The organism is Thalassobacillus sp. CUG 92003 (assembly GCF_013618635.1).
Taxonomy (GTDB): domain Bacteria; phylum Bacillota; class Bacilli; order Bacillales; family Halobacillaceae; genus CUG-92003.
In genome coordinates this window covers 155,041-180,049 of sequence record NZ_JABLSJ010000003.1, presented here as the reverse complement: position 1 = coordinate 180,049, position 25,009 = coordinate 155,041, and the positions used below count along the sequence as shown (strand labels likewise).

The 25,009-nt window shown below is 45.7% G+C and carries 31 protein-coding genes and 4 riboswitches; of the genes, 26 read left to right on the top strand and 5 right to left on the bottom strand.

Annotated elements, in window-relative coordinates; translation table 11 throughout:
* The first annotated feature begins 13 nt into the window (after positions 1-13).
* The 15 genes from HOP45_RS05655 (at position 14) to gvpU (ending at position 9,413) form a co-directional block, all read left to right on the top strand.
* Complete coding sequence (locus HOP45_RS05655) at positions 14-592, top strand: biotin transporter BioY (RefSeq protein ID WP_181347947.1); 579 nt, start codon at positions 14-16, stop codon at positions 590-592.
* Between the two features lie 56 nt (positions 593-648).
* On the top strand, positions 649-2,118 hold the full coding sequence (locus tag HOP45_RS05650) for an AMP-binding protein (protein WP_181347946.1): 1,470 nt from the start codon (positions 649-651) through the stop codon (positions 2,116-2,118).
* Positions 2,115-3,254: a thiolase family protein gene (locus HOP45_RS05645; RefSeq protein ID WP_181347945.1), complete on the top strand. Its 1,140-nt coding sequence runs from the start codon at positions 2,115-2,117 to the stop codon at positions 3,252-3,254. Before HOP45_RS05650 ends, HOP45_RS05645 begins: the two co-directional genes overlap by 4 nt.
* A 464-nt stretch (positions 3,255-3,718) precedes the next feature.
* The gene (gvpQ, locus tag HOP45_RS05640; protein ID WP_181347944.1) at positions 3,719-4,318 is read left to right on the top strand and encodes a gas vesicle protein GvpQ; all 600 of its coding nucleotides are present in this window, start codon (positions 3,719-3,721) and stop codon (positions 4,316-4,318) included.
* A 21-nt stretch (positions 4,319-4,339) separates the two neighbouring features.
* Entirely contained in the window at positions 4,340-4,615 is a 276-nt protein-coding gene (gvpA, locus tag HOP45_RS05635) for a gas vesicle structural protein GvpA (protein ID WP_181347943.1), read from the top strand.
* An 82-nt stretch (positions 4,616-4,697) separates the two neighbouring features.
* Positions 4,698-4,958 carry a gas vesicle protein GvpO gene (gene gvpO / locus HOP45_RS05630; protein ID WP_181348167.1) on the top strand — a complete coding sequence of 87 codons (261 nt, stop codon included), beginning with the start codon at positions 4,698-4,700 and terminating at the stop codon, positions 4,956-4,958.
* A 30-nt stretch (positions 4,959-4,988) separates the two neighbouring features.
* Positions 4,989-5,921, top strand: a complete 933-nt coding sequence (gene gvpN / locus HOP45_RS05625; protein ID WP_181347942.1) for a gas vesicle protein GvpN — start codon at positions 4,989-4,991, stop codon at positions 5,919-5,921.
* Positions 5,914-6,678, top strand: a complete 765-nt coding sequence (locus HOP45_RS05620; protein WP_181347941.1) for a GvpL/GvpF family gas vesicle protein — start codon at positions 5,914-5,916, stop codon at positions 6,676-6,678. The genes gvpN and HOP45_RS05620 overlap by 8 nt, the downstream gene beginning before the upstream one ends.
* Positions 6,675-6,929, top strand: coding sequence for a gas vesicle protein GvpG (locus HOP45_RS05615; RefSeq protein WP_181347940.1), 255 nt, complete (start codon positions 6,675-6,677; stop codon positions 6,927-6,929). Before HOP45_RS05620 ends, HOP45_RS05615 begins: the two co-directional genes overlap by 4 nt.
* A gap of 14 nt (positions 6,930-6,943) precedes the next feature.
* Positions 6,944-7,744 (top strand): GvpL/GvpF family gas vesicle protein, encoded by an 801-nt coding sequence (locus HOP45_RS05610; RefSeq protein ID WP_181347939.1) that lies wholly within the window; start codon positions 6,944-6,946, stop codon positions 7,742-7,744.
* Positions 7,745-7,759: 15 nt separating this feature from the next.
* A complete protein-coding gene (locus HOP45_RS05605) occupies positions 7,760-8,020 on the top strand; it encodes a gas vesicle protein (protein WP_181347938.1) in 261 nt (86 codons plus the stop codon).
* Positions 8,001-8,303, top strand: coding sequence for a gas vesicle protein K (locus tag HOP45_RS05600; protein WP_181347937.1), 303 nt, complete (start codon positions 8,001-8,003; stop codon positions 8,301-8,303). Before HOP45_RS05605 ends, HOP45_RS05600 begins: the two co-directional genes overlap by 20 nt.
* Positions 8,304-8,318: 15 nt before the next feature.
* Positions 8,319-8,633 carry a gas vesicle protein gene (locus HOP45_RS05595; protein ID WP_181347936.1) on the top strand — a complete coding sequence of 105 codons (315 nt, stop codon included), beginning with the start codon at positions 8,319-8,321 and terminating at the stop codon, positions 8,631-8,633.
* Between the two features lie 14 nt (positions 8,634-8,647).
* Entirely contained in the window at positions 8,648-9,019 is a 372-nt protein-coding gene (locus HOP45_RS05590; protein ID WP_181347935.1) for a YtxH domain-containing protein, read from the top strand.
* Positions 9,020-9,038: 19 nt separating this feature from the next.
* Positions 9,039-9,413, top strand: coding sequence for a gas vesicle accessory protein GvpU (gvpU, locus tag HOP45_RS05585; RefSeq protein ID WP_181347934.1), 375 nt, complete (start codon positions 9,039-9,041; stop codon positions 9,411-9,413).
* Positions 9,414-9,570: 157 nt separating this feature from the next.
* Here gvpU and HOP45_RS05580 read toward each other — a convergent pair whose 3' ends face one another.
* The 4 genes from HOP45_RS05580 to HOP45_RS05565 form a co-directional block, all read right to left on the bottom strand.
* On the bottom strand, positions 9,571-9,699 hold the full coding sequence (locus HOP45_RS05580; RefSeq protein ID WP_255437501.1) for a YjcZ family sporulation protein: 129 nt from the start codon (positions 9,697-9,699) through the stop codon (positions 9,571-9,573).
* A gap of 234 nt (positions 9,700-9,933) precedes the next feature.
* Positions 9,934-10,293, bottom strand: a complete 360-nt coding sequence (locus HOP45_RS05575; RefSeq protein ID WP_181347933.1) for a response regulator — start codon at positions 10,291-10,293, stop codon at positions 9,934-9,936.
* Between the two features lie 56 nt (positions 10,294-10,349).
* Positions 10,350-10,432, bottom strand: a riboswitch (cyclic di-GMP riboswitch).
* A 225-nt stretch (positions 10,433-10,657) separates the two neighbouring features.
* The gene (locus HOP45_RS05570; protein WP_181347932.1) at positions 10,658-10,984 is read right to left on the bottom strand and encodes a hypothetical protein; all 327 of its coding nucleotides are present in this window, start codon (positions 10,982-10,984) and stop codon (positions 10,658-10,660) included.
* 59 nt (positions 10,985-11,043) lie between these two features.
* Positions 11,044-11,340: a hypothetical protein gene (locus HOP45_RS05565; protein ID WP_181347931.1), complete on the bottom strand. Its 297-nt coding sequence runs from the start codon at positions 11,338-11,340 to the stop codon at positions 11,044-11,046.
* Positions 11,341-11,524: 184 nt separating this feature from the next.
* Between HOP45_RS05565 and HOP45_RS05560 the strand changes: the two genes are divergently transcribed.
* The 7 genes from HOP45_RS05560 (at position 11,525) to HOP45_RS05530 (ending at position 21,434) form a co-directional block, all read left to right on the top strand.
* Positions 11,525-11,614 (top strand): YjcZ family sporulation protein, encoded by a 90-nt coding sequence (locus HOP45_RS05560; protein ID WP_181347930.1) that lies wholly within the window; start codon positions 11,525-11,527, stop codon positions 11,612-11,614.
* A gap of 707 nt (positions 11,615-12,321) precedes the next feature.
* On the top strand, positions 12,322-13,023 hold the full coding sequence (locus tag HOP45_RS05555) for a hypothetical protein (RefSeq protein ID WP_181347929.1): 702 nt from the start codon (positions 12,322-12,324) through the stop codon (positions 13,021-13,023).
* A 396-nt stretch (positions 13,024-13,419) separates the two neighbouring features.
* Positions 13,420-14,385: an AAA family ATPase gene (locus HOP45_RS05550; protein ID WP_181347928.1), complete on the top strand. Its 966-nt coding sequence runs from the start codon at positions 13,420-13,422 to the stop codon at positions 14,383-14,385.
* The gene (locus HOP45_RS05545; protein WP_181347927.1) at positions 14,382-15,644 is read left to right on the top strand and encodes a DUF58 domain-containing protein; all 1,263 of its coding nucleotides are present in this window, start codon (positions 14,382-14,384) and stop codon (positions 15,642-15,644) included. Before HOP45_RS05550 ends, HOP45_RS05545 begins: the two co-directional genes overlap by 4 nt.
* A complete protein-coding gene (locus tag HOP45_RS05540; RefSeq protein ID WP_181347926.1) occupies positions 15,644-17,851 on the top strand; it encodes a transglutaminase TgpA family protein in 2,208 nt (735 codons plus the stop codon). Before HOP45_RS05545 ends, HOP45_RS05540 begins: the two co-directional genes overlap by 1 nt.
* Positions 17,852-17,884: 33 nt before the next feature.
* Positions 17,885-17,986: riboswitch (purine riboswitch) on the top strand.
* Between the two features lie 89 nt (positions 17,987-18,075).
* A complete protein-coding gene (gene guaA / locus HOP45_RS05535) occupies positions 18,076-19,614 on the top strand; it encodes a glutamine-hydrolyzing GMP synthase (protein ID WP_181347925.1) in 1,539 nt (512 codons plus the stop codon).
* Between the two features lie 94 nt (positions 19,615-19,708).
* Positions 19,709-19,810: riboswitch (purine riboswitch) on the top strand.
* A 289-nt stretch (positions 19,811-20,099) separates the two neighbouring features.
* Positions 20,100-21,434 (top strand): NCS2 family permease, encoded by a 1,335-nt coding sequence (locus tag HOP45_RS05530; RefSeq protein WP_181347924.1) that lies wholly within the window; start codon positions 20,100-20,102, stop codon positions 21,432-21,434.
* Between the two features lie 299 nt (positions 21,435-21,733).
* Here the strand turns inward: HOP45_RS05530 and HOP45_RS05525 are convergent, their stop codons facing one another.
* Entirely contained in the window at positions 21,734-22,156 is a 423-nt protein-coding gene (locus HOP45_RS05525; protein WP_181347923.1) for an Hsp20/alpha crystallin family protein, read from the bottom strand.
* A 151-nt stretch (positions 22,157-22,307) separates the two neighbouring features.
* On the opposite strand from HOP45_RS05525, the gene HOP45_RS05520 reads away from it, so the two are divergent.
* From HOP45_RS05520 to purK, 4 genes are all read left to right on the top strand, one after another.
* Entirely contained in the window at positions 22,308-22,877 is a 570-nt protein-coding gene (locus tag HOP45_RS05520) for a DUF2179 domain-containing protein (protein ID WP_181347922.1), read from the top strand.
* A complete protein-coding gene (locus HOP45_RS05515; protein WP_370457956.1) occupies positions 22,849-23,046 on the top strand; it encodes an NETI motif-containing protein in 198 nt (65 codons plus the stop codon). Before HOP45_RS05520 ends, HOP45_RS05515 begins: the two co-directional genes overlap by 29 nt.
* 83 nt (positions 23,047-23,129) lie before the next feature.
* A riboswitch (purine riboswitch) is annotated at positions 23,130-23,231 on the top strand.
* 145 nt (positions 23,232-23,376) lie between these two features.
* On the top strand, positions 23,377-23,868 hold the full coding sequence (gene purE / locus HOP45_RS05510; RefSeq protein WP_181347921.1) for a 5-(carboxyamino)imidazole ribonucleotide mutase: 492 nt from the start codon (positions 23,377-23,379) through the stop codon (positions 23,866-23,868).
* Entirely contained in the window at positions 23,861-25,009 is a 1,149-nt protein-coding gene (purK, locus tag HOP45_RS05505; RefSeq protein ID WP_181347920.1) for a 5-(carboxyamino)imidazole ribonucleotide synthase, read from the top strand. The genes purE and purK overlap by 8 nt, the downstream gene beginning before the upstream one ends.

Here is a 25,009-nt window from a genome sequence, read left to right as displayed (position 1 = left end):
GCAGGTGGTCTTGGTGACATTAAGAACGATGGTATACGCTTCGTTATTTGCTGCCATTATTGGCGCACTCGGTTTGCTTCCGCCTATCGTCACGCCCTTTACGCCGGTTCCGATCACAGCCCAGACACTCGGCGTCATGCTGGCCGGCTCCATTTTAGGAGCGAAACGCGGTGGGTTGAGTGTGCTCGTGTTAGTCATGCTCGTGACATTCGGCGTTCCGTTACTTTCCGGTGGGCGCGGTGGTATAGGCGTTTTATTCGGTCCTTCTGGTGGTTACATTATGGCTTGGCCGATTGCTGCCTTTATGATCGGATTTTTGGTAGAACGCTTGTGGAAAAAGCTTAACATCTGGCTCTATATGGCAATTAATGTGGTGGGGGGCATCCTATTAGTCTATGCGTTTGGTGTAACTTATTTGTCACTCATCACGGAAACGCCATGGACCAAAGCGGCATGGGCAGCGCTCGTATTCATTCCAGGCGATCTTGTTAAAGTTGTGGCAGCTTCGTTTTTGGCCCGGCAGCTCAATAGGGTGTCACCGATAATTAGCAAAGATAAACGTGAATCTCATTATTCGAACCATGTTGCCTAATTAAAAGGATTGCCTTAATATACAGGCAATCCTTTTTCAAACGGAGGTGTTTTTATATGGCTTGTATTGGGCAAGGTCTAAGTGAAATAGCAGCCCGGCATCCGGAACGTATTGCGATTGAAAATGAGCAAGGCTCCCTAACATATAGCGCGTTTCATCACGCTATTCAGCTTCTTCAGCGGAAACTATCACGCTTACTTGAAGGAAAAGGTGGTAAGGTAGGTTTTCTGCTTCCGAACGATGCGTGCTGGTTAGAGATGTTTATGGCAATCAGTTTGAATGGAGGCATTGCTATCCCGTTCGATTCCAAATGGCCGAAAGAGCAGTTACGTCGTGTCGTGCAGGATTGCGAGCCAGACCTCATCGTATATGATGAGGCATATTTTGCCCGTGTGGAGGCTGCTGAAGTGAGCCAGGTAATCTCCATCCAAGAACTTGATTCGCTTCCCGAAGCAGAAGAAGGCTCTCCCGTTTTACATGATCAGGACCCGTTTTATATCGGGTACACGTCTGGAACGACCGGTGATCCCAAAGGGTTTATCCGACATCATGCCTCCTGGGCAGATTGCTTCCCGCTAAGCCGGGATGTTTTTGCTTTAAGCGAGACGGATCGGATATTATGTCCGGGGCCGTTGGTGCACTCCCATTTTTTATATGCCGCCCTGCAAAGTTTACATATCGGTGCAACCCTACATCTATGTTCAACGTTTGAAAAAGAAAAAGTGTGGGAGCTGCTGCAGCACAAAGGCATTACCGTCATGTATATCGTACCGACGATGTTTGAAGCCTTACACACATTATCCAGTCAGCCCGTTCGTACATCGTTGCATACGCTTATCTCGTCTGGTGCAAAATGGGCACCGTCTTCCAAACAAGAAGCAACCCGCGTCTTTCCGCATGCGGCGATTTATGAATTTTTCGGTGCCTCCGAATTAAGCTTTGTGAGTTTTCGTCATGTCAATGATCAAGCTATACCTGAGGGGGCGATCGGTCATATGTTCCCAAAGGTCGAAGTGGGGATTCTTTCCGATACGGGAGAGGGAGTCCCCCAAGGAGAAGTCGGTACGCTTTATGTTAAAAGTCCCTGGGTGTTTGATGGGTACTTGAACCGGCCAGAGGAAACAGCAAATGTGTTCGCTGGCGATTGGGTAACGGTCGGGGACCTCGCCTTAAGAAATGAAGAAGGCCATGTGATACTTAAAGGCCGGAAGCAAAACATGATCATCAGCGGCGGACTAAATATTTACCCTGAAGAGGTGGAACAAGCGATTAGCCAACATGCTGCTGTGAACGAAGTTGCGGTGTGTGGCGTCGCCGATGAATATTGGGGTGAAATGGTCGTCGCCTTTGTAATCTGCCATCATGAATGTCAACTCAACGAAGCGGATATAGAAGGTGAGCTGGCAAAACGTTTACCGACATATAAATGGCCGAAAGAATGGATAGAAGTGGACGCCTTTCCTTATACACAAAGTGGCAAAATAGCCCGCGTCCAACTTGGAACGTTACGAGGAGGAATAATATGAACGATGTAGTCATTGTTGCTGCCCAACGTACGCCTATAGGAAAAATCGGTGGACGTTTGGCTCATCTTCCTCCAGAATCACTGGCTGCCTCCATTTTGTCACGCCTTAGCCGGGACATCGATGCAGAGGAAATTGATGAAGTTATGCTCGGTAACGTGGTTGGGCCGGGCGGGAACATGGCACGCCTTGCTCTTCTTGAAGCGGACTTCCCCGTCTCAGTTCCCGGTGTCACGGTGGATCGCCAGTGCGGATCTGGGCTGGAAGCGATTAACATGGCTGCGCGCCACATTCAATCCGGCGCAGGGGATGTTTATATCGCAGGAGGCGTCGAGAGCACCAGCCTAGCCCCTTGGAAAATGGCGAAACCTGCTTCAATTTATCAACCAAACCCACCGTCAATGTTTTCCCGAGCGCGTTTTTCACCGGCCACAGTAGGTGATCCTGAAATGGGAGAGGCAGCTGAGAATGTGGCGAGCCGCTATGGCATCACCCGGGAAAAACAGGATGAATTCGCTTACGAAAGTCACCGCAAAGCCATTAAAGCTCAACAATCCGGCTTGTTTCAGGAAGAGATCGTCCCCGTAGCTGGCGTTCATGAAGATGAGTGCCCTCGGCCGACTACTTCCATAGAAAAATTAGCCAAATTATCGCCTGTTTTCAAAGAAGGGGGCACGGTGACGGCAGGCAATGCGTGCCCGATGAATGATGGAGCTGCCGCTGTGTTGCTCATGTCATTGGAAAAATGCCAGGCGCTCGGATTGAAGCCATTGGCGCGGTTTGTCGATAGCACGTCATCAGGCGTTGATCCGAATGTCCTTGGCATCGGCCCGATCCCCGCTGTGCAAACGTTATGGCAGCGTCAGCGTTTGACGGAGCGTGATATTGACCTGGTTGAATTCAATGAGGCGTTTGCTTCACAAGTTATCGCCTCGCTCGAGGAGTTAAACATCGATTATGAAAAAGTGAACCGATCGGGCGGTGCTTTAGCATTAGGTCACCCCTATGGTGCGTCAGGTGCCATTCTCGTCACCCGTCTGGTCCATGAACTAGCCTGGCATGATGCCAAACGTGGCATCGCGACACTTGGCATCGGCGGCGGATTAGGACTGGCAACATTATTTGAAAAATATGAATGATTATGTAAGACACCTGTGGAAAAGGTGTCTTTTTTTGTTTCGCATCGTCCTCCTTCAGAAGGTATAGCTTTTGGTCTTTTACGAACAATAACCTGGTTTTTTGTGTTGATTTAATTTTCACTGGATATTTGTGCTCCCTGCAAAAAAAGCCATTTTGCCTGAATGATAATTAGCAATTCTGCTTATGTTTGTAAGTCCATTGTTCTAGATCATTCGTTTTGCTTAAACGGCTGTGAAAATCCAGACGAAAAAAGTTTTTTTGAAAAAATACTGTAATATTGAATGGTTTGGATTATGGTAATGGTTTCTGTTAAGAGGTTGATTGAAATATATAAAGATATATTATTGTTACAAAACAAACAGGCCGGAGCAATTAATAATTAAGGCCTAGTTTTTACTTGAAGGTTCAGGGAAAACAAAAAACATACGCTGAGTTGTCAAAAATTTGGCTCGGGAGGGTGTCCATGGACGTTAAAGAAAAAGTGAAGCATGATTCAGGAACACAAGCGCTGACAGGTAGTTTGGTGGCCGCCACGTCTTCACTGTTTGTTCCGAAGATTAGACAGAAAATCAAAAAAGGCGCCCGCCTTTCAACTAATTATCTAGAAGAAAAATTTCCTCAGACTTCTAAAGTGCTAGATCGCGCAGATGGACCAATAGATGCAACTGAAGAAGCAGCTGATGAAATACAAGATGAAGTTACCGATCAAATGCGTGAGCAGTTTCAGAAGCAATTAAAGTCGCAGGTGAACGAAGCAACAGAAAATCTTCGGGAATCCAAAGAAGAGAATGCGGCTAACGTACATGCTAAAGCACAAGATGTGAAAGAAAAGCTGCAGAATAAATTGTTGACGGTTCGAGAAAAGTTAGCAAACGTAAAAGAAACAGGAGAAGGCATTCAAGAAAAATTGAATGATGACACTTCCCACGAAGAGTTGTATGGAGCTCATGATATTAAAGGGGTCAATCAAATTAAAAGTGCTGCGAACATTAAGAGTTCAACGAATATTAAAGGCCCTAAAGATGTCAAGCATCCTTCAAATACCAAATCACTCAGTTCTTAACTGACAGAAAGGAGAATCATCATGGCTGTACAAAAATCGACAGATAGTTCAAGTTTGGCGGAGGTAATTGACCGAATTTTGGATAAAGGGATCGTCATTGATGCGTATGCTCGTGTTTCTGTTGTCGGTATTGAATTAATTACTGTTGAAGCACGCGTGGTTGTAGCAAGTGTGGACACGTGGTTGCGTTATGCTGAAGCTGTCGGATTACTTCGTGATGAAGTAGAAGAAGAAGGTCTTGGCGGACGTCTTGCAGAAGATTCGCAATCAAATGAACGCAGTCAGTTAAGCATTTAATTAGCCGGAGCCAGAGGGTTTGGCTCTGGCTCTTGCTGCTTTTAATTGAAAATCCACCAACAAGGGAGGGAAATTGAAGACTATGATAATCATGGATAATGTGACCCACTTTTTTAACGAGCATATAGCTCCTCCCCATAAAATCACTTCAGTAGAAAAACAGTCGGAGGAAGAAGGTTGGCGCGTGACGTTAGAGGTCATCGAAGAAAAGGATTATATGAAAAGATACGCACATGATGAAATGGTCGGTTTATATGAAGTGTATGTCGACAAGGATATGGAAATCACTGGCTTTTCCAGAATACACCTTCGTTACCGTAGCGATCTTGAAGAAACGTCCTAAGCAAGACTGAAGCAAGTTGGAGGACTTCGTATGACTACATTGAAAGAAACCCATCAACTCGAGCAACAAACAGACGTTTATGATTCATCGGTTTATCCAGATTTGATCAGACGTTCTTTGCGCTATTTATCGATCGGTTATCCTGTCCATTTCACGGGGGGATCTGGGATAGGCAAGACATCCCTGGCACTTCACGTTGCAAAACAGCTGAAGCGACCGATTCTGTTTTTGAGTGGCAACCGGGAGCTTTCGAATGAAGATCTGATAGGAGCTTTCAGCGGCTACGATCGCCGTAAACTGAAAGATAATTACGTCCGTTCGGTATTGAAATTGGAAGAGAATGTGACAGAGTCTTGGCAGCAAGGAAGACTCTATGAAGCTGTAAAAAATGGCTACACGGTGATTTATGATGAATTCACACGTTCCCAACCGGAGACGAACAACCTATTTCTCTCAATATTGCAAGAAAATATCCTGCCTCTCTACGGGACGAAACGGACAGCTTCATATATAGACGTTCACCCTGAATTCTCGGTTATATTTACAAGCAATCCGATAGAATACACTGGCGTTTACCAAACACAGGATGCCTTGCTGGATCGTATGGTGAATCTGCCGCTTGATCCTATTGATCAGGAGACTGAGGTCCGTATTCTCCTCTCCAAAGTGGAAGTAACCCAGGCTGAAGCAGAAGTGATTGTATCATTCGTCGGGAAAGCACGGGAACTTTGTTCAGAAAATAGTAAGGCAGGGGGCCCGAGTCTGCGTACGTCAATCATGATTGCCAAAACCGCTGATCAGGCCCAAATTCCGATTGATGGCAAGGATGAGGAGTTCCAAAAGCTGTGTCTCGATATGACCCTGTTTACGCTCGTTACTTGCGGGAATGAGGATAGTGAAAAAATTAAAAATAAGGTGATTACAGCATGTAAGAACATTGAACGGGGTGAATCGAATGAGTGAAGAAACCGGCGTGTATATATTTTGCGGCATTCAGAGTGAGCAAGAAACAGACTTCGGGACAGTCCAGTTTGAAGGAGAAGAGCGAAACATTTTCACGCTTCATTATGAAGATGCTGCAATGGTAGCGGCTGAAGTGCCCATGAAAATATATCACCCTAACAAAGAAAACTTAATGGTCCACCAGCAAGTGATTTCAAATGTGATGCAGATTGAAGATACCGTCATCCCCATCAGTTTCGGTAATGTTTTTCACTCCGACGCTGATGTGATCAAGTTGCTTGAGAATCTTTATCCGCAATTTAAAGAGCTGTTTCCTCAGATAAAGGGAAAGATTGAGGTCGGGCTAAAAGTGATTGGAAAGAAAGACTGGCTGGAAAATGAAATTCATAAACAACCTAATGTCCGAGAGAAAAAACAAACAGTTGATCAAAAATCTCGAGACGCCGGCTATTTTGATCGAATTGAATTAGGTGAGATGGCCCAGCAATTTTTCCAATCCATTCAACACGACGTTAAATCCAGTATTCATGAACCTCTGACCAAATTGGCTGAATCGGAGCGTGAAAATGAACTGATAGGGGAGAAGATGTTGTTGAATGCGGCTTACTTGATCGACCGTGATCAGGAGGACGCTTTTGACGAAAAAGTAAATGAGGCACATGAGCAATGGAAGGATAAAGTTGATTTTAAATACACAGGTCCATGGCCTGCTTATAATTTCATCAACATTCACTTGAAAGTGGAGGAAGGTTCATGATCCATAAACTTTTTACGTCCCCGATTAATTTGATTGTAAAAGTCGGTGAACAGGTGAAAGATGAAGTGGACAAAGAACTGTATGATTTAGAACACATTCAAAAGAAGCTGATTCACCTTCAAATGATGTATGAACTCGATGAAGTATCAGAAGAGGTTTATAAAGAGCAGGAAAGCGAGCTGCTGGCGCGGTATGAAGCGGCCAAAAAACGCGAAATGGAACAATGGCAAGACCTAACCAAACGCGAGTAAAGTGAGGAAGCGTCATGTCGGACTTAATTTATTTATATGGGATTGTCCCCAATCACCCTGGGCAAAATGAATGTCCAGCCTTTAAAGGGTTGGACCAGACGCACGAGGTGTACACACTATCGTATGGAACACTAGCTGCGGTGGTTTGTACGCTTGATGGGGGAGAATACAGTGAAGAAGCGCTTAAGGAAAAAAGCAATCAGATGGAATGGGTTCAGGAAAAAGCATTTCATCATCACGAAGCGTTGCTGACGATAAGGGAAGCCCTTCCTGTCGTACCTATGAAATTTTGCACAATTTACGCCAGTCGGTCCAGTTTAACCGAAATGATTGAATCGCATAAAGAGAAGCTAGTGGATCTATTGGCCCGACTTGAAGATAAAGAAGAATGGAACCTAAAAATATATTGTGATACCGCCAAATTGAAAGAAGAAGCGGAAGCTCACAATTTAACCATACAAGCTAAAAGAGATGAAATTGCAACGATGTCACCGGGAAGACAGTATCTTGAAAAACGAAAGCTTGACCAGGTGGCAGACGAAGAAGTAGAGAAGGAAAAAGATGCATTCTGTACTGACTTTCATGAAGAATTGAAAGCTTTTTGTGAGGACAGCACCGTGAAGGATACCTGGAATAAACAAGTGACGGGCAAAGATGTGGAGATGTGTTGGAACAGTGCTTATTTGTTAGCGACCCAAGATGTTGAACAATTTTTAGCAACTATTACCAAGATGAAAGAACAGTCAAGCCCATCCGGCTGGCAAATTGAAGCAACTGGACCGTGGCCAGCCTATCATTTTGCAAATCTATCATAAAGTGAGGCGAGTCATATGTCCGAGCGAAACAACTATGAAAATAAAGACATAGCCTTGATAGATATTTTAGATACAGTTCTTGATAAAGGTGTGGCCATAAAAGGGGATATACTCATTTCCATAGCCGGCATCGACCTTGTCTATCTTGACTTGCGTGTCCTGATTTCGGCGGTTGAAACATTGATTCAAGCCGACGAGAACGCTGCCCATTCATTATCCTCTGAACAATTTGATTCTGAAAAGGAGGAATTAAAGCATGTCACAGAGCGATCTTAATCAACAGACCCCGAATAGCAGCCGGATAAATCTAGATCCAGAGGGGGCTGAACAGGGGTTAGCCCAGCTCGTATTGACAGTCATTGAGCTATTGAGGCAGTTAGTGGAGCGTCATGCGATCCGCCGGGTGGATGGTGGCACACTTTCAGAAGAAGAAATTGAGAAACTGGGTGTTGCTTTAATGAATTTAGAAGTAAAAATGGATGAATTGAAGGATATATTCGAACTGGAAGATGATGATTTAAACATTGACCTTGGTCCACTTGGAAACCTGTTGAACTAAGGAAGGAGTGCGGTTATGAGCATTGAACACCCGACGCAAACAAACAGCATCGTCGATGTGTTAGAAACCGTCCTAGATAAAGGTGTGGTCATCGCGGGTGACATCAGGGTCGGTTTAGCTGACGTTGAATTATTGACGATTAAGATCAGATTGATTGTAGCCTCAGTGGATAAAGCCAAGGAAATAGGTATGGACTGGTGGGAAACAGATCCATTTCTAAGTTCAAAAGCAGCTGAGGACAATCAACAAGAATTGGAAAAGGAAAACCAGGATTTACAGAATCGCATTGAACAATTAGAGAGATTAGTAGAAGGAAACCAGATAAAATAGAAAGGATGAGAGAAATGGCAGACTTGCAAAACAAAGCAAAACAATCCAAGCATGTATTGAATAACAATAAGGGTGTCATAACCGGCACATTGATAGGTGGCGTTGTGGGAGCTACGACCAGTCTATTATTCGCGCCCAAGGCTGGGAAGGAAATGAGATCAGACTTATCGGAGCAATCGAAGAAAGCAGTCGACAAAAGCAAGCGGTTGAAAGACAACACAAGTGAGAAATCTCAAAAGGTTGCTAACAAATTTAAGAAATCGAAGAGTGACCACGAAGGTAACGCGGATGTTGACTCGTTACCTGTTGAACAAGGAAATACGCAATCTGAAGAAGAAAAGACTGACACCAAAATTACGGCCAACGATGATACTAACCAATCTTAACGTTCGGGGGTGACAAACGATGGAAACGAATGATGAGATGTTAACCATGTTTGTGGAAGCAGCGAATAAGCACGATTTCGCATTGGACATGACCTTAAACGTGAACGGTTCTTTAGTGACTGGTACCACGATTTCAGCACAGCACTATTTTGAAACGATAGCCAGCGACCTTAATAATGGAAATGATATTGCCAAAGCAGTGGGTGAAAAACTCTCAGAAGCTGGCAATGCTGCCAAGGATCAAAACCAGGGTGGGGCAACTTTCGTCCATTTAAAAAATACCCAAATATACAGTGGAGATGCCCCTATACCATCCGAAGGAAACTTTGTATGGCGAGGAAAAATTGAAGAAGTGGATGGCTTTTTTCTTGGAAAAATCTCCGCTGATAAGTAAATATGTAAAAAGGGAAGTAACGCCGTTCATGAAGCAGTGTTACTTCCCTTTTTTGTTGCGTTTCATAAAAAAGACCAGACAAACGCCTGGTCTTTTTCAAAAAGTGAACGGAATAACGTTCCCCCGGATTATATGTGCTTCAAAGGTGAAGAGTGGATTAGCAATAGAAAGTTGCGCCGACAATGATCAAAAGGATAAACAGGACAACGATAAGCGCGAAGCCCCCGCCCCGTCTGTAGCAGTGATAGCCGCCACCGCCATAACCACCATACATAGAGTTATTCATAATTCCACCACCTCATCAGTTATTTACTTCAATCTATGAGGCAGAGGTCCAATGGGTAAGGGCGAAAGTCTATTTTTTTGATAAAAACGCCTGAGTGGAAAGCAACTGTAAAACGAAATGGCTCTGGCCGTGGTCTGAGACGCCGCATATATCCTGGTCATTTGTCGACATTTCAGTTATGTAGTGTAGCATGGTGAAGTTGAAGATGGAGTGGGCGTATGTGCAGTGGTTAAGTTAGGTTTGGCCAACTTCATGAACAGTGGATATGAGGTTGTCGAAAAAAGGTTTGATGACAAAATCTTTTGCGCCGATGTGGATGCTTTCTTTTACAAGGTACATTTGCCCGGAAGCTGAACACATAATGACTTTGGCTGCAGGGTCGTGTTCAAGCAGCTTTTTAACGGCCTGGGATCCGCTCATTCCAGGCATGGTGACGTCCATCAATACGATGTCGGGATGATAATCCTTATATTGCGGAATGACCTTCGTTCCATCTGATGCTTCGGCCACCACTTCGATGCCATAAGATGTCAGCCGGTCCGTGAGCAGCTGGCGCATGAACGGAGAATCGTCAACGACCATTACTTTTTTCATGGTAAAATCCCCTTCACTGGTAATTAGGCAAACTGGGAAAGGATGATGTCGAATACTTGTGCAGCCTGGCGACTGTAGCTTAGCCCATAGGTTCATGTCTTTGCGTCTGTTACTTTCGTAAAATTTGCCCTAGTTCTATAATACCAGATGAGAAGCAAGAAGTGTTGATTATTCGACAAAAACATTTGGAATTCTATCATTTATAATCACCGCGTTAAAGCAAAAAAGAGACGCTCTAAAAAAAGAGCGCCTCTTGAAAATTTCTAGGGGTCCCTACATTGTTTCGACATGTTGACTCAAGATGAGGGGGTTGATCAGAAAAAAAGTGCGAAAAGGTGAGTCAGTGGTCGACTCACCTTGTTATTTATTGATTGGCAAGTAGGTTTTTAACCATCGTCAATACCTCAGCATCAACTTCTCCCGGACCATTCTCTGGTTCAGCCCCGTTAGCTAATCCGCCCAATTGCAAAAAGAGAAACAGGACGATTACAAAAGCATAAATATTTTGTTCATTTTTTATTTTAATTTCTGGGTTTCCAATATCTTTGACGTAAAATTTATCTTCGTTTTTGACACCCTTCTTCTGATCTTTTTTGGGTGGCCATTGACGTAATGCTTGCAGCTGATCTTTTAGTTCTTGAATTTCAGTCTCCAGTTCACTGATTTTCCGATAATCATCATAACACGACATAGATGTTCACCTCCTTTGACTGACCTCCAGCCCCCCTATGCGTAAGGGAATAAGTAGACTTAGCTTAGTGACTGGAGCATCGCTTTCAATGCAGGGACCTCAGCTGGCGAAATGGTCCCGGAGAAGGCTAAAAACAGCACAACTAAAATGATAAAAGCGTCCTGGTCGTTTTCAATCGTGATTTTAGGGTTACCGATATTTTTGAACTCCACTTTATCTTCATTTTTAAATGTTTGTATGTGTGAGTGACTTTCTTGCTGGGCTTGCATGTGACGCAATTCGCGCAATTCGGCCCGGAGGCTTTCAGCTTTAATTTCCAAATCTCTGATTTGTCGTTGTCTAGCATAACTTGACAAAACGTTCCACCTCCTTTAGCCATATTACATTATGGTACGTCAGAAGCAGGAAATGGAAAGGGTGCTCCCCTAGTAAAAGGTAGAATTGGGTGCAACTTTTTTTCTTGGTAAGAGGGCGCTCACACTTCCGGATATCCTCCAGATATATAAGATATAGGGAATCCAATATAAAGGAGGGAACTATATGGGATACGGTGGAGGCAGTAACTTTGCCTTAATTGTTGTGCTGTTCATTCTTTTGATTATCGTCGGAGCAGCGTTCGTTAGTTATTAAGTTTGACCACCTCGGTTATTTAACCGAGGTTTTTTGAGGTCAACGCTATGAACTGGCGATAAATTCTGTCGGACCGATGATAAAGTTGGCGGAACCGACGATAATGCGTGGAGCGACGATAAAATGAGACGGACCGGCGATAAGCGGTGAGGAAGCGATGATAAATGAGGCAGAACCGACGATAAAGTGCGGAGTGCCGATAAAATGAGGCGGAGCGCCGAAAAGCGGTGTGGAAGCGATGATAAATGAGGCGGAACCGACGATAAAGTGCGGAGTGCCGATAAAATGAGGCGGAGCGCCGAAAAGCGGTGAGGAAGCGATGATAAATGAGGCAGAACCGACGATAATGCGTGGAGCGACGATAAAATGAGACGGACCGTCGATAAGTGGTGAGGAAGCGATGATATATAAGGCGGAACCGATGATAAACGAGCAGGAACCGACGATAAATCTCCATGAATCGCAAGAGGCACCGGTATCTCAGGAGGTTTACTGAGCTCCCGCAGTTAATAAGACTCTACTAGAGTTTATATAAAAAGAATGCTTCCAACCGGTTATGTCTTGTTACATAAGGGGAATATGATAAATGAACAATCAATCAAGCACTAGGCATTTTGTAACAATCGAAATAAATTTGTAACAAAAATGAAACATTAAGCGAACCTCACACGTCTAAAGGGTAGAACTATATTGAAAGGGTGTTTGTTTTGAAACATTTCATGATCGCAGCTTCCGCTTTTGTTCTGCTCTTGGCCGGTTGTGGAACCGCCAATTCAGAGGCACAACAGCAAGCAGCTGTGAACCAACAGGAGAAGCAGGTTTCGGATGAAGCGGATTTATTGTTGACGCAGCCAACGGGTAGCCTGACAGAAGTCGACCAGGACACTTCCTCTGAAAATCAAAGCAGCCCTGCTATAGAAGATACTGAGCAAATGACTGAAAATGAGTCTGGTGATAGGAGTTCGGATCAAGTTAAGGATGAGGTTTTCTTAGATGTGCTGAATGATTATAATCGCATTTTTGATCGCATAGAATCTGAGGTTAATTTCAATAAATTCTCTAAGGCCAATCAAGGGTATCCTTTCAAATCCATTTCCACGAAAGAAGAATTGTACAATGTTTATGCTGACATCATGACGGAGGATGCGGCACGTCATTTCTTTGAAGGTTATGTGAATGAATCAGATGAAGGGTTGTTTTTGATTCCAAAAGACGGTCATCCAAAATTCAATGAGGATGCGAATTATGACGTTAAAAAGGTAAATGATCAGCAATACGAATTAACAAGCGAACATCAAAGTGATTTGCATGGCAAGATGACGATGAACTTTATGTTCGTGAAATCAGATGGTGAGTGGAAGATTGACGAGATTGTGATTGAAACAAGTCAGTCGCATCAAACGGTCTAAGCAGACAAAAATGAGAACGTTCAAAGGAAGTACTGTCTTTCCTTTGGACGTTTTTTTATTGCTTAGGAAACTACAAAATTCGGGCCCTGTGGATCACACATACCTATTAGCGCCCAGCCCCTCGCGACATAAGCAACCCTGGTGTTTGGCTTATGCGTGTCGGAGCTCCCGGGACGCTTGCGACTATGTTCTGTGACAATAAATTTAATAAAAAAACGACACAATAATGGGTTTTCGTGACAAAATTTTCGTTATAATGGAAGAAAAGAGGAAAGTTTTACTAGAAAAGAGGGAGAACAGTAAGATTCTTTGTCGGGATTGCTGTCATGTAGTATAGTTAGAATAGGCAAAAATTTTAAATAATATGAAAATAGATGTAGGAGAGGAGTCTAGTTGATGACCCAGCAAACATATCTCTATCAACCTAAAATAGGAGAGGTTTTGTCGAATATACGCAAGGTGATGATCGGAAAAGAAGAAGCGGCGTTGTTAAGTGTTGTCGCGCTGCTTGCCAAGGGGCATGTGTTACTCGAGGATGTGCCTGGGGTAGGGAAAACGATGCTCGTGAAGACGTTGGCAAAATCATTGGATTGTGATTTTAAGCGGATTCAGTTTACGCCTGATTTACTTCCGTCTGACGTGACCGGGGTATCCATTTACAACCCGAAGGAGCTTGAGTTCGAGTTTCGTCCCGGGCCGATTTTGGGCAATGTGGTTCTTGCGGATGAGATTAACCGGACATCGCCTAAGACGCAATCGGCTTTATTGGAAGGGATGGAAGAAACGAGCATAACTGTCGAAGGGGAAGCGGTATCTTTGAATGAGCCATTTTTTGTGATGGCTACCCAAAATCCCATCGAATATGAGGGCACTTATCCGCTTCCGGAAGCTCAATTGGACCGCTTCCTTTTGAAGCTGAAGATGGGGTACCCGACGGAGCAAGAGGAAATGGAGATGTTGACACGGACATCTGGCGATCACCCGATTGAGAGTGCTGCAGCGGTGATGAGTAAGGAGGAATTGGTCGGCCTTCAGCAGCAGGTCAAAGATGTGTATGTCGATCAAACCGTCAACCGTTACATCATTGATATTGTGACAGCGACGCGGCAGCATCCAGGGATTTACTTAGGTGTCAGCCCCCGGGGTTCCATCGCCTTAATGAAAGCGGCGAAAGCTTATGCATTCATCCATGATCGTGATTATGTCGTGCCGGATGATATTAAATTTTTAGCCCCTTATGTGCTAGCTCATCGCATGATCCTCACTTCGGAGGCCAAGTTTGAAGGCTCCTCTCCAGAAGGCATCATTGAAGAAGAGCTGAGCAAAGTGTCGATTCCTGTTAAAAGGAATGTCAATGAATGAGACAGGCCGGTTTCTTTGCTAAATTGGCATTTGTTCTGCTCATCTTTGCAGTTCTCTTTTCATATGCCATGTTCCAGGGAGGGTTTGTCAGCTGGTTTCTCTTTTTCGCCTTCTCTCCCTTCTTGATCTACATGTTTGCTTTGCTCGTCTATCCGATTTCAAATTGGGAAATTGAACGGCATTTATCCAAACGCGTGGCGGTAGCCGGGGAAAAGGTGGAAGTAGAAGTCATCCTGAAACGGCGGTATGCGTTTCCAATCTACTACTGTGTGATCGAGGAGTATTTTCCTGACTCTTTGAAAAAGACCGATACGCATTTAGAAAAATACCATTATATCAATCAGCCCGATTATATGGAGCAGCCGCGTAAAGTCAAGCGTGTCTTATTCCCCTGGTTCAAACGGACGATCCGCTATACGTATGAGCTGCCTGATTTGCCGCGCGGGGAACACAAGTTGAAAGCGCTGCGGATCAAAACCGGGGATTTTTTTGGCTTTGTGAAAAAAGAACATGTGAGCCAGAATGAAAGCAGTTTGCTCGTTTTTCCTTACCAGCGCAAGGTACGTTTAAAAGAGCGTGTGCATAGCTTTGATCGCGGGGCGAGTCCTTCAATTACCTTGAATGAGAAAAACACGAACATTGTCACCGGGGTACGCGAATATATGCCGGGAGACCGTTTTTCCTGGATTGATTGGAAGGCGACGGCGCGGAAGAATGCGATCATGACGAAAGAATTTGAACAGGAAAAAAGCGTCGAGATGATGCTGATCTTGAATGCTGTCTATCATTCTAATCTGAATCGGCTTGCATTCGAAGGCTGCGTTGAACTGTGTGCTTCGCTGCTGGAAGAGTTGCGAAAGTCGTCCTCTCAGCTCGCGTTTATGACTTTGGGCGATGGAGCAGCTTACTTCCCGCTCCACCAGGATTATTCCCAAAAGCAAATGATTCAACGTCATTTGGCACAAGTGAAGCCGATTGGACGGATCCCGTTTGCTCAACAGCTCGAGAGAGAACAAGGACAGCTCCCGAGCGGGTTGATTTCCATGATTGTAACCTCGCGTATCGATGGGAATATGCAGAAAGCGATTGAGAAATTGATGCAGAAAAGTAAACGCGTCATCCTTTTTTTTATCCATCCTTCAGATGATATGACGTTTGGGAATCATCAATTGCTTAAACAGTTGTCCTATAAAGGTGTGACCGTCAATGTATTGACAGAGGAGCAGCTGATTCAACAAGAATTTGAGGTGAACACGTAATGAATGGGATGTCCCGCAATCAACAACAGTTCATCTACCAGATCCTGATTTACGTTGGCGGCTTCTTTTTATTTTGGGAGTGGCTGCGTCCGCTTGAGCAAATAACGGAGACGAAAGACGTGGCGATTTTTACCATTTACGCTGCGTTCTGTTTCTTTATTTCGTTTTTGCAGGTTAATTGGTGGTTTTCCATTCCCTTGAAATTTATTGGTCTTGTTTTTATTTTGGATGGGCTTTATATCATGGAACGCATTTTTAGCCGTGATTGGTTCAGGGTGGTCTCGGACCAAATTGTGTTTAACAGCCAGGTGATCCAAAATCAGCAATGGTGGGAGATGACGCCGTTTTTCCGCAGCCTCCTCTTTCTCCTGCTGTTATGGTTAATGAGTTACCTGCTCTACTATTGGTTTGTGATTGCCAAACGCATGTTATTTTTCATCATTTTAACGTTCGTTTACGTCACCGTTTTGGATACGTTTACGGTGTATGATGGAAAATCAGCCATTATCAGGACGTTCGTGATCTCGTTATTCGTGCTGGGTCTCTCAAGTTTCGCGAAGGAAATGGAAAAAGAGTCCATCCCGTTCGGCAAACTACGGAAAGCCCATCTGTGGGTGCTGCCGTTGATTGCTGTCGTGCTTGTCTCGACGGCTGCGGGGTATGCGGCGCCAAAATTTGCACCTCAATGGCCTGACCCTGTGCCGTACATTCAGAGTGCTACAGGCGGTTCAGGTTCCGGCACCGGCGGGGTCCAAAAAGTCGGCTATGGTGAAAATGATGAACAGCTCGGTGGTTCCTTTGTCCAGGATGATACGACCGTATTCCGGGCGACTGCACCCCAGGAACGGTACTGGCGCATCGAATCTAAGGACCGTTATACGGGAAAAGGTTGGGAGGACACGCTTGATGAGCCTGTGTCCGAGTTAGAGAATGGTCAGCTTTCTTTCCAGACGTTTTCAGATGAGGTGGAAACGGAAGAAGAGCAGACTTTCCTTGATTTTACAGATGATGCAGCTTTGAATAAGCTTGTTTACCCTTATGGCGGGGAGACTGTAGATCGCATCAACCCGAGTAATGAATTTAGCATGCGTCTGCATGAAAACACCGGGGAAGTTGATACGCTGCGCAACTCCAACCCTGCTCAAATGGACAGTTATCAGATGACTTATGAAGCGCCGTCCTTTGAGTATGATCAGTTACGCCAGTCCGATGATGAAGAGGATCCTGAGGAAATTAAGGAGCCTTATTTGCAGCTGCCCGATGACTTGCCAGGCAGGGTGCAAAACTTGGCTGAGCAAATCGTTCAAGAGGACGAAAATCGTTATGATCGGGCAAAAGCCATTGAAAGCTATTTTACAAGCAATGATTTCGAATATAATACGACGGACGTAGCGACCCCTGGCGAAAATCAGGATTATGTCGATCAGTTTTTATTTGAAACACAGCTGGGTTACTGCGACAATTTCTCCTCAGCCATGGTCGTGCTGCTTCGGTCAGTCGATATCCCGGCTCGCTGGGTGAAAGGATTTACGGGCGGCGAGCAAATGGATGAGGACGCTTCGATTAACGGCGAAACGTACGATGTCTATGAAGTGAGCAACTCGAACGCCCACTCCTGGGTCGAGGTTTACTTCCCTGGTCAAGGATGGGTCCCGTTTGAACCGACGAAAGGGTTCTCAAATAATACGGACTTCCATGTTGATATGGATGAATCGGGAGAAGAAGACCCGGCAGGTGGTGAAAACGGGGAAACACCTGAAGGCAACCCAGGCAACCCGCAAGAAGTCCAAGAGCAAAATGAAGAAGCGGGAGCAGCTGGAAACTTAAATAATGGTGACAACCAGGGATGGTGGCGTTGGGGAATGCTGGGAGCGGTTATCATCGCTGTGGTCAGCTTGTATGTGACGCGCTATAAATGGATGGCTGCTTACATTATCCGCAGATTCCGGAACTCGGATGATGCCGTCTCTTACCAGCGAGCTTACCATTTCTTGTTGAAGGTTCTGGCGCACAAAGGCTACGCACGCAAACCGGATCAAACGCTGCGTGATTACGCTGTGGACATTGACCGGCGTTATCAGTCTTCCGATATGCTATTCCTCACGCATCAATATGAGCGGATCTTATACCGGAATGAACAGCGTGCGGAACAACCGCAACGATTCACAGAATTATGGGAAAATTTAATCAAACGCACATTGTCTTGATTGTCGTCTGATGCCCTGTTAGAATTAATGAAAATTTAATCGCTGATCGTTCTTCATATATCCTCGAAAATAGGGTTCGAGAGTCTCTACCGGGATACCTTAAATATCCTGACTATGAAGGCAGAAGAAGATCGTGTGTCTAATGATACTTCTGCCTTCGTTATGGTTTTTTAGCGAAGGCAGAATTTTTTTATGGAATGAAGCGGATAGGAGTTGAAGACAAGATGACGCAACCAGACGAAATGATTTTAGTGTTGGACTTTGGCAGTCAGTACAACCAGTTGATTACGCGGCGTATTCGTGAATTCGGTGTGTACAGTGAACTCCATTCTCATACATTAACGGCCGATGAAATCAAAGCAATGAATCCGGCGGGTATTATTTTATCGGGTGGACCTAACAGTGTATATGGCGAGGATAGTTTTCGCTGTGACGAGGATTTATTTGAATTGGGCATTCCGGTTCTGGGGATTTGTTACGGGATGCAGCTGATGACGCATCATTTTGCCGGCCAGGTAGAACGAGCCGGGAAGCGTGAATATGGAAAAGCTGACATCTCGGTGCAGGACAAACCGGTTTTGTTCCAGGATACGCCAGCGGAACAGACCGTTTGGATGAGCCATACGGATAAAGTGGTGGAACCGCCGCGCGGATTTACGGTAGATGCGACCAGCCCATCGTGCCCGGTTGCAGCTATCAGTCATGATCAGCTGAACATGTACGGGGTGCAGTTCCACCCTGAGGTCCGTCATTCTGAATATGGCAATGATTTACTGCGTCACTTCGTGTTTGCTGTCTGTGAGGCAGAAGGGAACTGGACGATGCAGAATTTGATCGAGATGGAAGTCGAGAAGATTCGCGCTAATGTCGGGGATCGTAAGGTGTTATGCGCCTTGAGCGGCGGTGTGGATTCCTCTGTCGTAGCGGCTTTGCTCCATGAAGCGATCGGCGATCAATTGACGTGTATATTTGTTGACCATGGCTTGCTGCGAAAAGGAGAAGCCGACAGTGTCATGCACACGTTCCGTGATCAATTCCATATGAACTTGATTAAAATTGATGCCCAGGAGCGTTTCCTAAATAAACTCGAAGGCGTTTCCGACCCTGAGAAAAAACGGAAAATCATCGGCAATGAATTCATCTACGTGTTCGATGATGAAGCGGCCAAGCTGAAGGATATCGATTTCCTGGCACAAGGTACGCTTTACACCGATATTATTGAAAGCGGCACCGATACGGCTCAGACGATCAAATCTCATCATAATGTCGGAGGGCTTCCGGAAGAAATGAACTTTGATTTGATTGAACCGTTGAATACGTTATTCAAAGATGAAGTGCGCAAACTCGGCAGTGAACTTGGCGTGCCTGATGACATCGTGTGGCGTCAGCCGTTTCCTGGTCCGGGACTGGCTATCCGTGTCCTTGGTGACATAACGGAAGAAAAGCTGGAAGTGGTCCGCGAATCCGATGCCATTTTGAGAGAAGAGATCAAGAACGCTGGGTTGGATCGCGACATTTGGCAGTATTTCACGGTTCTTCCGAATTTCAGGTCGGTTGGTGTGATGGGCGATGCGCGCACCTATGATCACACAGTCGGCATTCGAGCGGTAACGTCAATCGATGGGATGACGTCTGACTGGGCACGCATTCCGTGGGATGTACTTGAGAAAATCTCGAACCGTATCGTGAATGAAGTGGATCACGTCAATCGGATTGTCTATGATGTAACCAGCAAGCCGCCAGCAACCATTGAATGGGAATAATGTTTAATGCGGGCGAACATTAAGGGTGAGTAAGCTGTTAATGTTCGGGTTTCGTTTGACGATTATGGATAACCCTTGTAAGATATAGGATGACAATAATGAATAAACGCACCGTCGTATAATAATGGGAATAGGGCCCATGAGTTTCTACCAGGCTACCGTAAATGGTCTGACTACGTTGGTGGATTGGCGAGGTCTGGGCGAGCAGCCTCCTTGGCGATTCTTCAGGTAACGTAGGTAGCACTCTTGGCTCACAGTCAAGCGTGCTTTTTTTGTTTGCTTAGGAAACTATAGGATTTGGGCCTGTGAATAACACATCCCTCATAAGCCACGTCCGGCTCCTCGTGACATAAGCAACCCACCCTGCGGAAGGAAAAGACCACCTTCTTCCTGGTGTTTTGCTTATGCGTGTCGGAATTCCAGGGGCGCTTGCTTGCGCCTTTGTTCTATAGTATACGCGGTGCAGGAGATAGGGAGGATTCAAGGTGAAGAAATTCTTTAAATTTAAAGAACTCGGTACGAATTATCGCATCGAATTCATGGCCGGTATGACCACGTTTTTGGCCATGGCTTATATTTTGTTCGTTAACCCGTCAACGCTGGCACTTGATGGTGTGGAACAGCTGCCGGAAGGGGTAACACGGATTGATAAAGGTGCTGTGTTTACAGCCACGGCCATAGCGGCTGCAGTAGGGTCGTTAGTGATGGGGCTGGTGGCAAAATATCCGATTGCATTGGCACCCGGGATGGGATTGAACGCCTTTTTTGCCTATACGGTCGTGTTAGGCTATGGCATTCCGTGGGAGACGGCTCTGGCCGGTGTTTTAGCGTCTGGACTTATATTTATTGTGTTAACTTTAACCGGCCTGCGTCAAAAAATCATCAATGCTATTCCGCCTAACTTGAAAATGGCAGTGGGAGCTGGTATCGGCTTATTCATCGCTTTCATCGGATTTCAAAATTCCGGCATTATCCAGGGGAACGACGATACACTCGTAACCATAGGCAACTTGGCCGAGCCGACGACGATGCTGGCTATTTTCGGCATCTTCGCTTCGGTGATTTTACTTGCTCTCGGCATCAGAGGCGGGATTTTCTATGGCATGATCCTCACGTCCATCGCCGGCATGGTGACCGGCCTGATCGCGCCTCCGACCGGAGTGAATGATGTGGTCGGAGCTGTTCCGAGTCTGACGCCTACCTTTGGAGCGGCGTTCACCCATTTTGGTGAAATTTTCACCTTGCAAATGTTAGTCGTCATTTTAACGTTTTTATTCGTTGATTTCTTTGATACAGCAGGCACCCTGGTAGCCGTAGCCAACCAGGCAGGCCTCATGAAAAATAATAAATTGCCGCGAGCAGGCAGAGCGCTGTTTGCCGATTCGGCTGCAACAGTGGTCGGTGCTGTGGCAGGTACTTCGACAACGACGTCCTATATTGAATCCACTGCAGGGGTCGGGGCCGGTGGACGAACCGGATTCACGTCGGTCGTCACGGCAGGTTTCTTCATTTTGGCTTTATTTTTTGCGCCGCTTTTGAACGTAGTGACGGCCCAAGTGACTGCCCCAGCCTTAATTATCGTGGGGGTGTTGATGGCCTCTTCTCTGAAGCAGATTGAATGGGACCAATTCGAAATTGCGGTGCCGGCATTCTTTACGATCATCACCATGCCACTGACGTACAGTATTGCCACAGGAATCGCGATCGGGTTCATCTTTTACCCGATCACCATGTTATTAAAGGGAAGAGTCAAGGAGATCAACCCCGTTATGTACGTGTTGTTTGTCATCTTCGTGGCTTATTTCATTTTCTTATCGTAATGAGAGTAAAGCATTACTAGAATGATATAAAGGAAGAGCAAGAATGCCCAAATAAGGTAGTCGAACACCCTGAAATAGGGAATCGCCCAACAAGTGGCCATAATCGTCCATATTGGACCCGGAACCGCCCAAGTGGGGCCAAAACCGCCCAAGCAGCGAGCAGAACCGCCCATATAAGGAGGCGAATCGTCCAAGCATAAAGGATGCTTAGCACACAAAATGCCGAACGTTTTGGTGACCGTTCGGCATTTTGTAGGTCATTCAGTTTTCTCCCAGCTCTTGTCATCCATATGATAGGATCAGTCTTCTAAATAGCGAATCGGCACCCGTTGGCTTTTGCTTTTATCGGAAATCCAGCGGTAGAGCTGAATGGTCAGGAGGCCATTTCGGTAAGTCGCTTGTATCTTGTCACTGCGTACAGCGAAAGGAAGGGTGATCGTTCGTTCAAAGACGCCCTGGGGAAGTTCGGATTTGATTTGCTGGCCGCCGCGATGATCAATTTCGACCATGCCTTTTACCGTGAGCGACGCGTGTTCGACATACACATCGACTTTTTTAGCATCGTCTAAGCCCGGGATGTCAAATATGCACAAAACCTCATTGTCATATTGGTACATGTTCATGGCAGGTATGGGAGGTTTGATCACTCCCTCAAATTCATTCCAGAAATCTTGCCCAAAAAAGCGATCTAAGTTATTTTTCCAATCATGGAATTGGTCCATGGCAGGGCCCCCTTCAACTTTTTGTAAGTTATGGAAAAAATTCATTGTGCCCATATTCAATCGTGGTATATAGTATATGCATGAATGGGCGTTACAGTGAATAACCTGTTTGCGGGAAAGTAAAAATTTAAGGGGTACAGGGGGCTGTGCAATGCTGGAAAATCCGCTCGTGATGGTGACGATCATCCTTGTGGTGAACATTGTGTACGTATCGTTTTTTACGATTCGCATGATTTTCACCTTAAAGGGCCAACGGTATTTTGCCGCGTTTATTAGTATGTTCGAGATTGTCGTGTACATTGTGGGACTCGGGCTTGTGTTGGAAAATTTAGATCGAATTGAGAACGTTATTGCCTACGCTATAGGTTATGCCCTGGGTGTCATTGTAGGAATGAAAATTGAAGAGAAATTAGCGCTCGGCTACATCACCGTTAACGTCATTTCTTCAGACCCTGATATTGAATTTACCCGTAAACTGCGCGATTTAGGCTATGGTGTCACGAGTTGGTTCGCTTACGGAATGGAAGGCGATCGTCTAGCTATGCAGATTTTAACGCCTCGTAAATATGAGCTTAAGTTATATGATACAATTCGTTCAATAGATTCGAAGGCATTTATCATTGCCTATGAACCTAAACAAATCCACGGCGGATTCTGGGTGAAGCAAGTGAAGAAAGGAAAGATTAAAAAAAGTGGCGAAAAACAAGAAGATGCGATATGAAGTGAAAGCAGACGAAACCATTGATGCGTGTCTTGAACGGATGCGTAAAGATGGGTATGTGCCTATTAGACGTACGGAAGAACCGATTTTTAAAGAACATGAACAAAATGGGGAAAAAACCATGGAACCGATCAGCCGTACCATCGTATTTCAGGCTGTAAAACAGTAAAAACCGAACATTAATTTAATGTAAAGATATTATTGTTCGTCATTCGCGTTGACAAGCATAATTGAACCTTGCTATGATGTGGATAGACATGCATAGCAGAACCTCATATAATCTCGGGGATATGGCCCGACCGTTTCTACCCGGCTACCGTAAATAGCTGGACTATGAGGGAAGGTGAAAGCTTGGCCGCACGTGTCACGTGGGCACGTTTGGAGCGACCTGTTCATCTTCTCTCATTGTGAGGGGAGTTATGAGCAGGTTTTTTTATGGTCGAATGCAGCACTTCACTTTAAAAGATCGCTATATTTCAAATGAAACGAGGGATGAGAGATGGCGCAGGTTGGGGTCATCATGGGAAGTATATCGGACTTGGAAACCATGCAAAAAACGTGTGATGTGCTAGAGGAGCTGGAAATTGATTATGAGAAAGAAATCATTTCCGCGCATCGCACACCGGAAGATATGTTCAACTATGCAGAAAATGCACGATCGAAAGGGTTGAAAGTGATCATCGCCGGGGCTGGCGGGGCTGCACATTTACCAGGAATGGTAGCTTCGAAGACCACCTTGCCTGTCATCGGCGTACCTGTTGAGTCGAAGGCGTTGCAAGGTATGGATTCCTTGTTATCTATCGCCCAAATGCCCGGGGGTGTTCCCGTGGCAACGGTAGCCATCGGCAGTGCCGGCGCTCAGAATGCGGGGTTATTGGCAGCTGAGATGCTCGGTGCTTTTGATGAAACGATAGCTGAACGCCTCATGCATTATCGGGAGGATATGAAATCTAAAGTAGCTCAAATGAGGAGTGATCTTCACCATGACTAAAGTATGGTCCGGACAGACGATCGGAATTCTCGGAGGTGGCCAGCTTGGCCGGATGATGGCGGTAGCAGCGAAGCATATGGGTTACCGGATTGCCGTGTTGGATCCGTCGGAGGATTGTCCGTGCGCGCAGGTAGCCGACCATCATATCGTCGCCTCTTATGATGATCAGCAAGCAGCGCATCAGCTTAGCGACCTCAGTGATGTGATCACGTATGAGTTTGAAAATGTCGACCTTGATGTGGCACGGATATTTGAACAACAGGACAAGCTTCCCCAGGGTGCTTATGCGTTGGAAGTGACCCAAAATCGGCAGAAGGAAAAGGAAGTGGCGACCGCAGCGGATCTGCCCGTTGCCTCATACGAGATCGTCACCTCGTTTGATGCTTGCCAACAAGCGCTCGAGCGCATTGGCTTGCCGGCGGTCATTAAAACGGTGAGCGGCGGATATGACGGCAAAGGGCAAGTGAAACTAGCAGACTATGAAGATATCGAATCTGCCAGAAACTTTATCGTTCCGGGTGACCCCTATATTGTCGAGCAGTGGTTGGATTTTGACTGCGAAATATCCCAGGTGTTCACGCGGAGTCCCAGGGGAGAAATCTGCTTCTTCCCGGTCGCAGAGAATATACATCGGGATCATATGTTGTTCCAATCGTTAGTGCCGGCTCGCGTCCCCGAACACGTCACGGAAAAAGCGCAGACAGCAGCCCGGCGCATAGCTGAAACGATGGGCATTGTCGGCACATTTGCTGTGGAATTGTTTGTGCGGGGAGACGACATCTATGTGAATGAGATGGCGCCGCGTCCGCACAACTCCGGTCATTACACGATCGAAGCGTGTAATGTGTCACAATTTGAGCAGCACGTTCGTTCGATTTGCAACTTGCCATTATTACCTGTCCATAGTTTGCCGGCTGCCATCATGGTTAATGTGCTCGGCCAGCATCAGCCTTTACTTGAAACGCAGGTGGAAAAGCTGCCGTGGGCTCATCTTCATGATTACGGGAAAAAGGAAGCGCGTCCTAAACGGAAAATGGGGCATATCACGGTGACAGGTTCATCGTTACAGGAGTTGACGACATTAATCGAAAAGAGCCCTGTGGCTGCTTGGGAGCGCATTGGACAGGAAGAGGAGGTATAG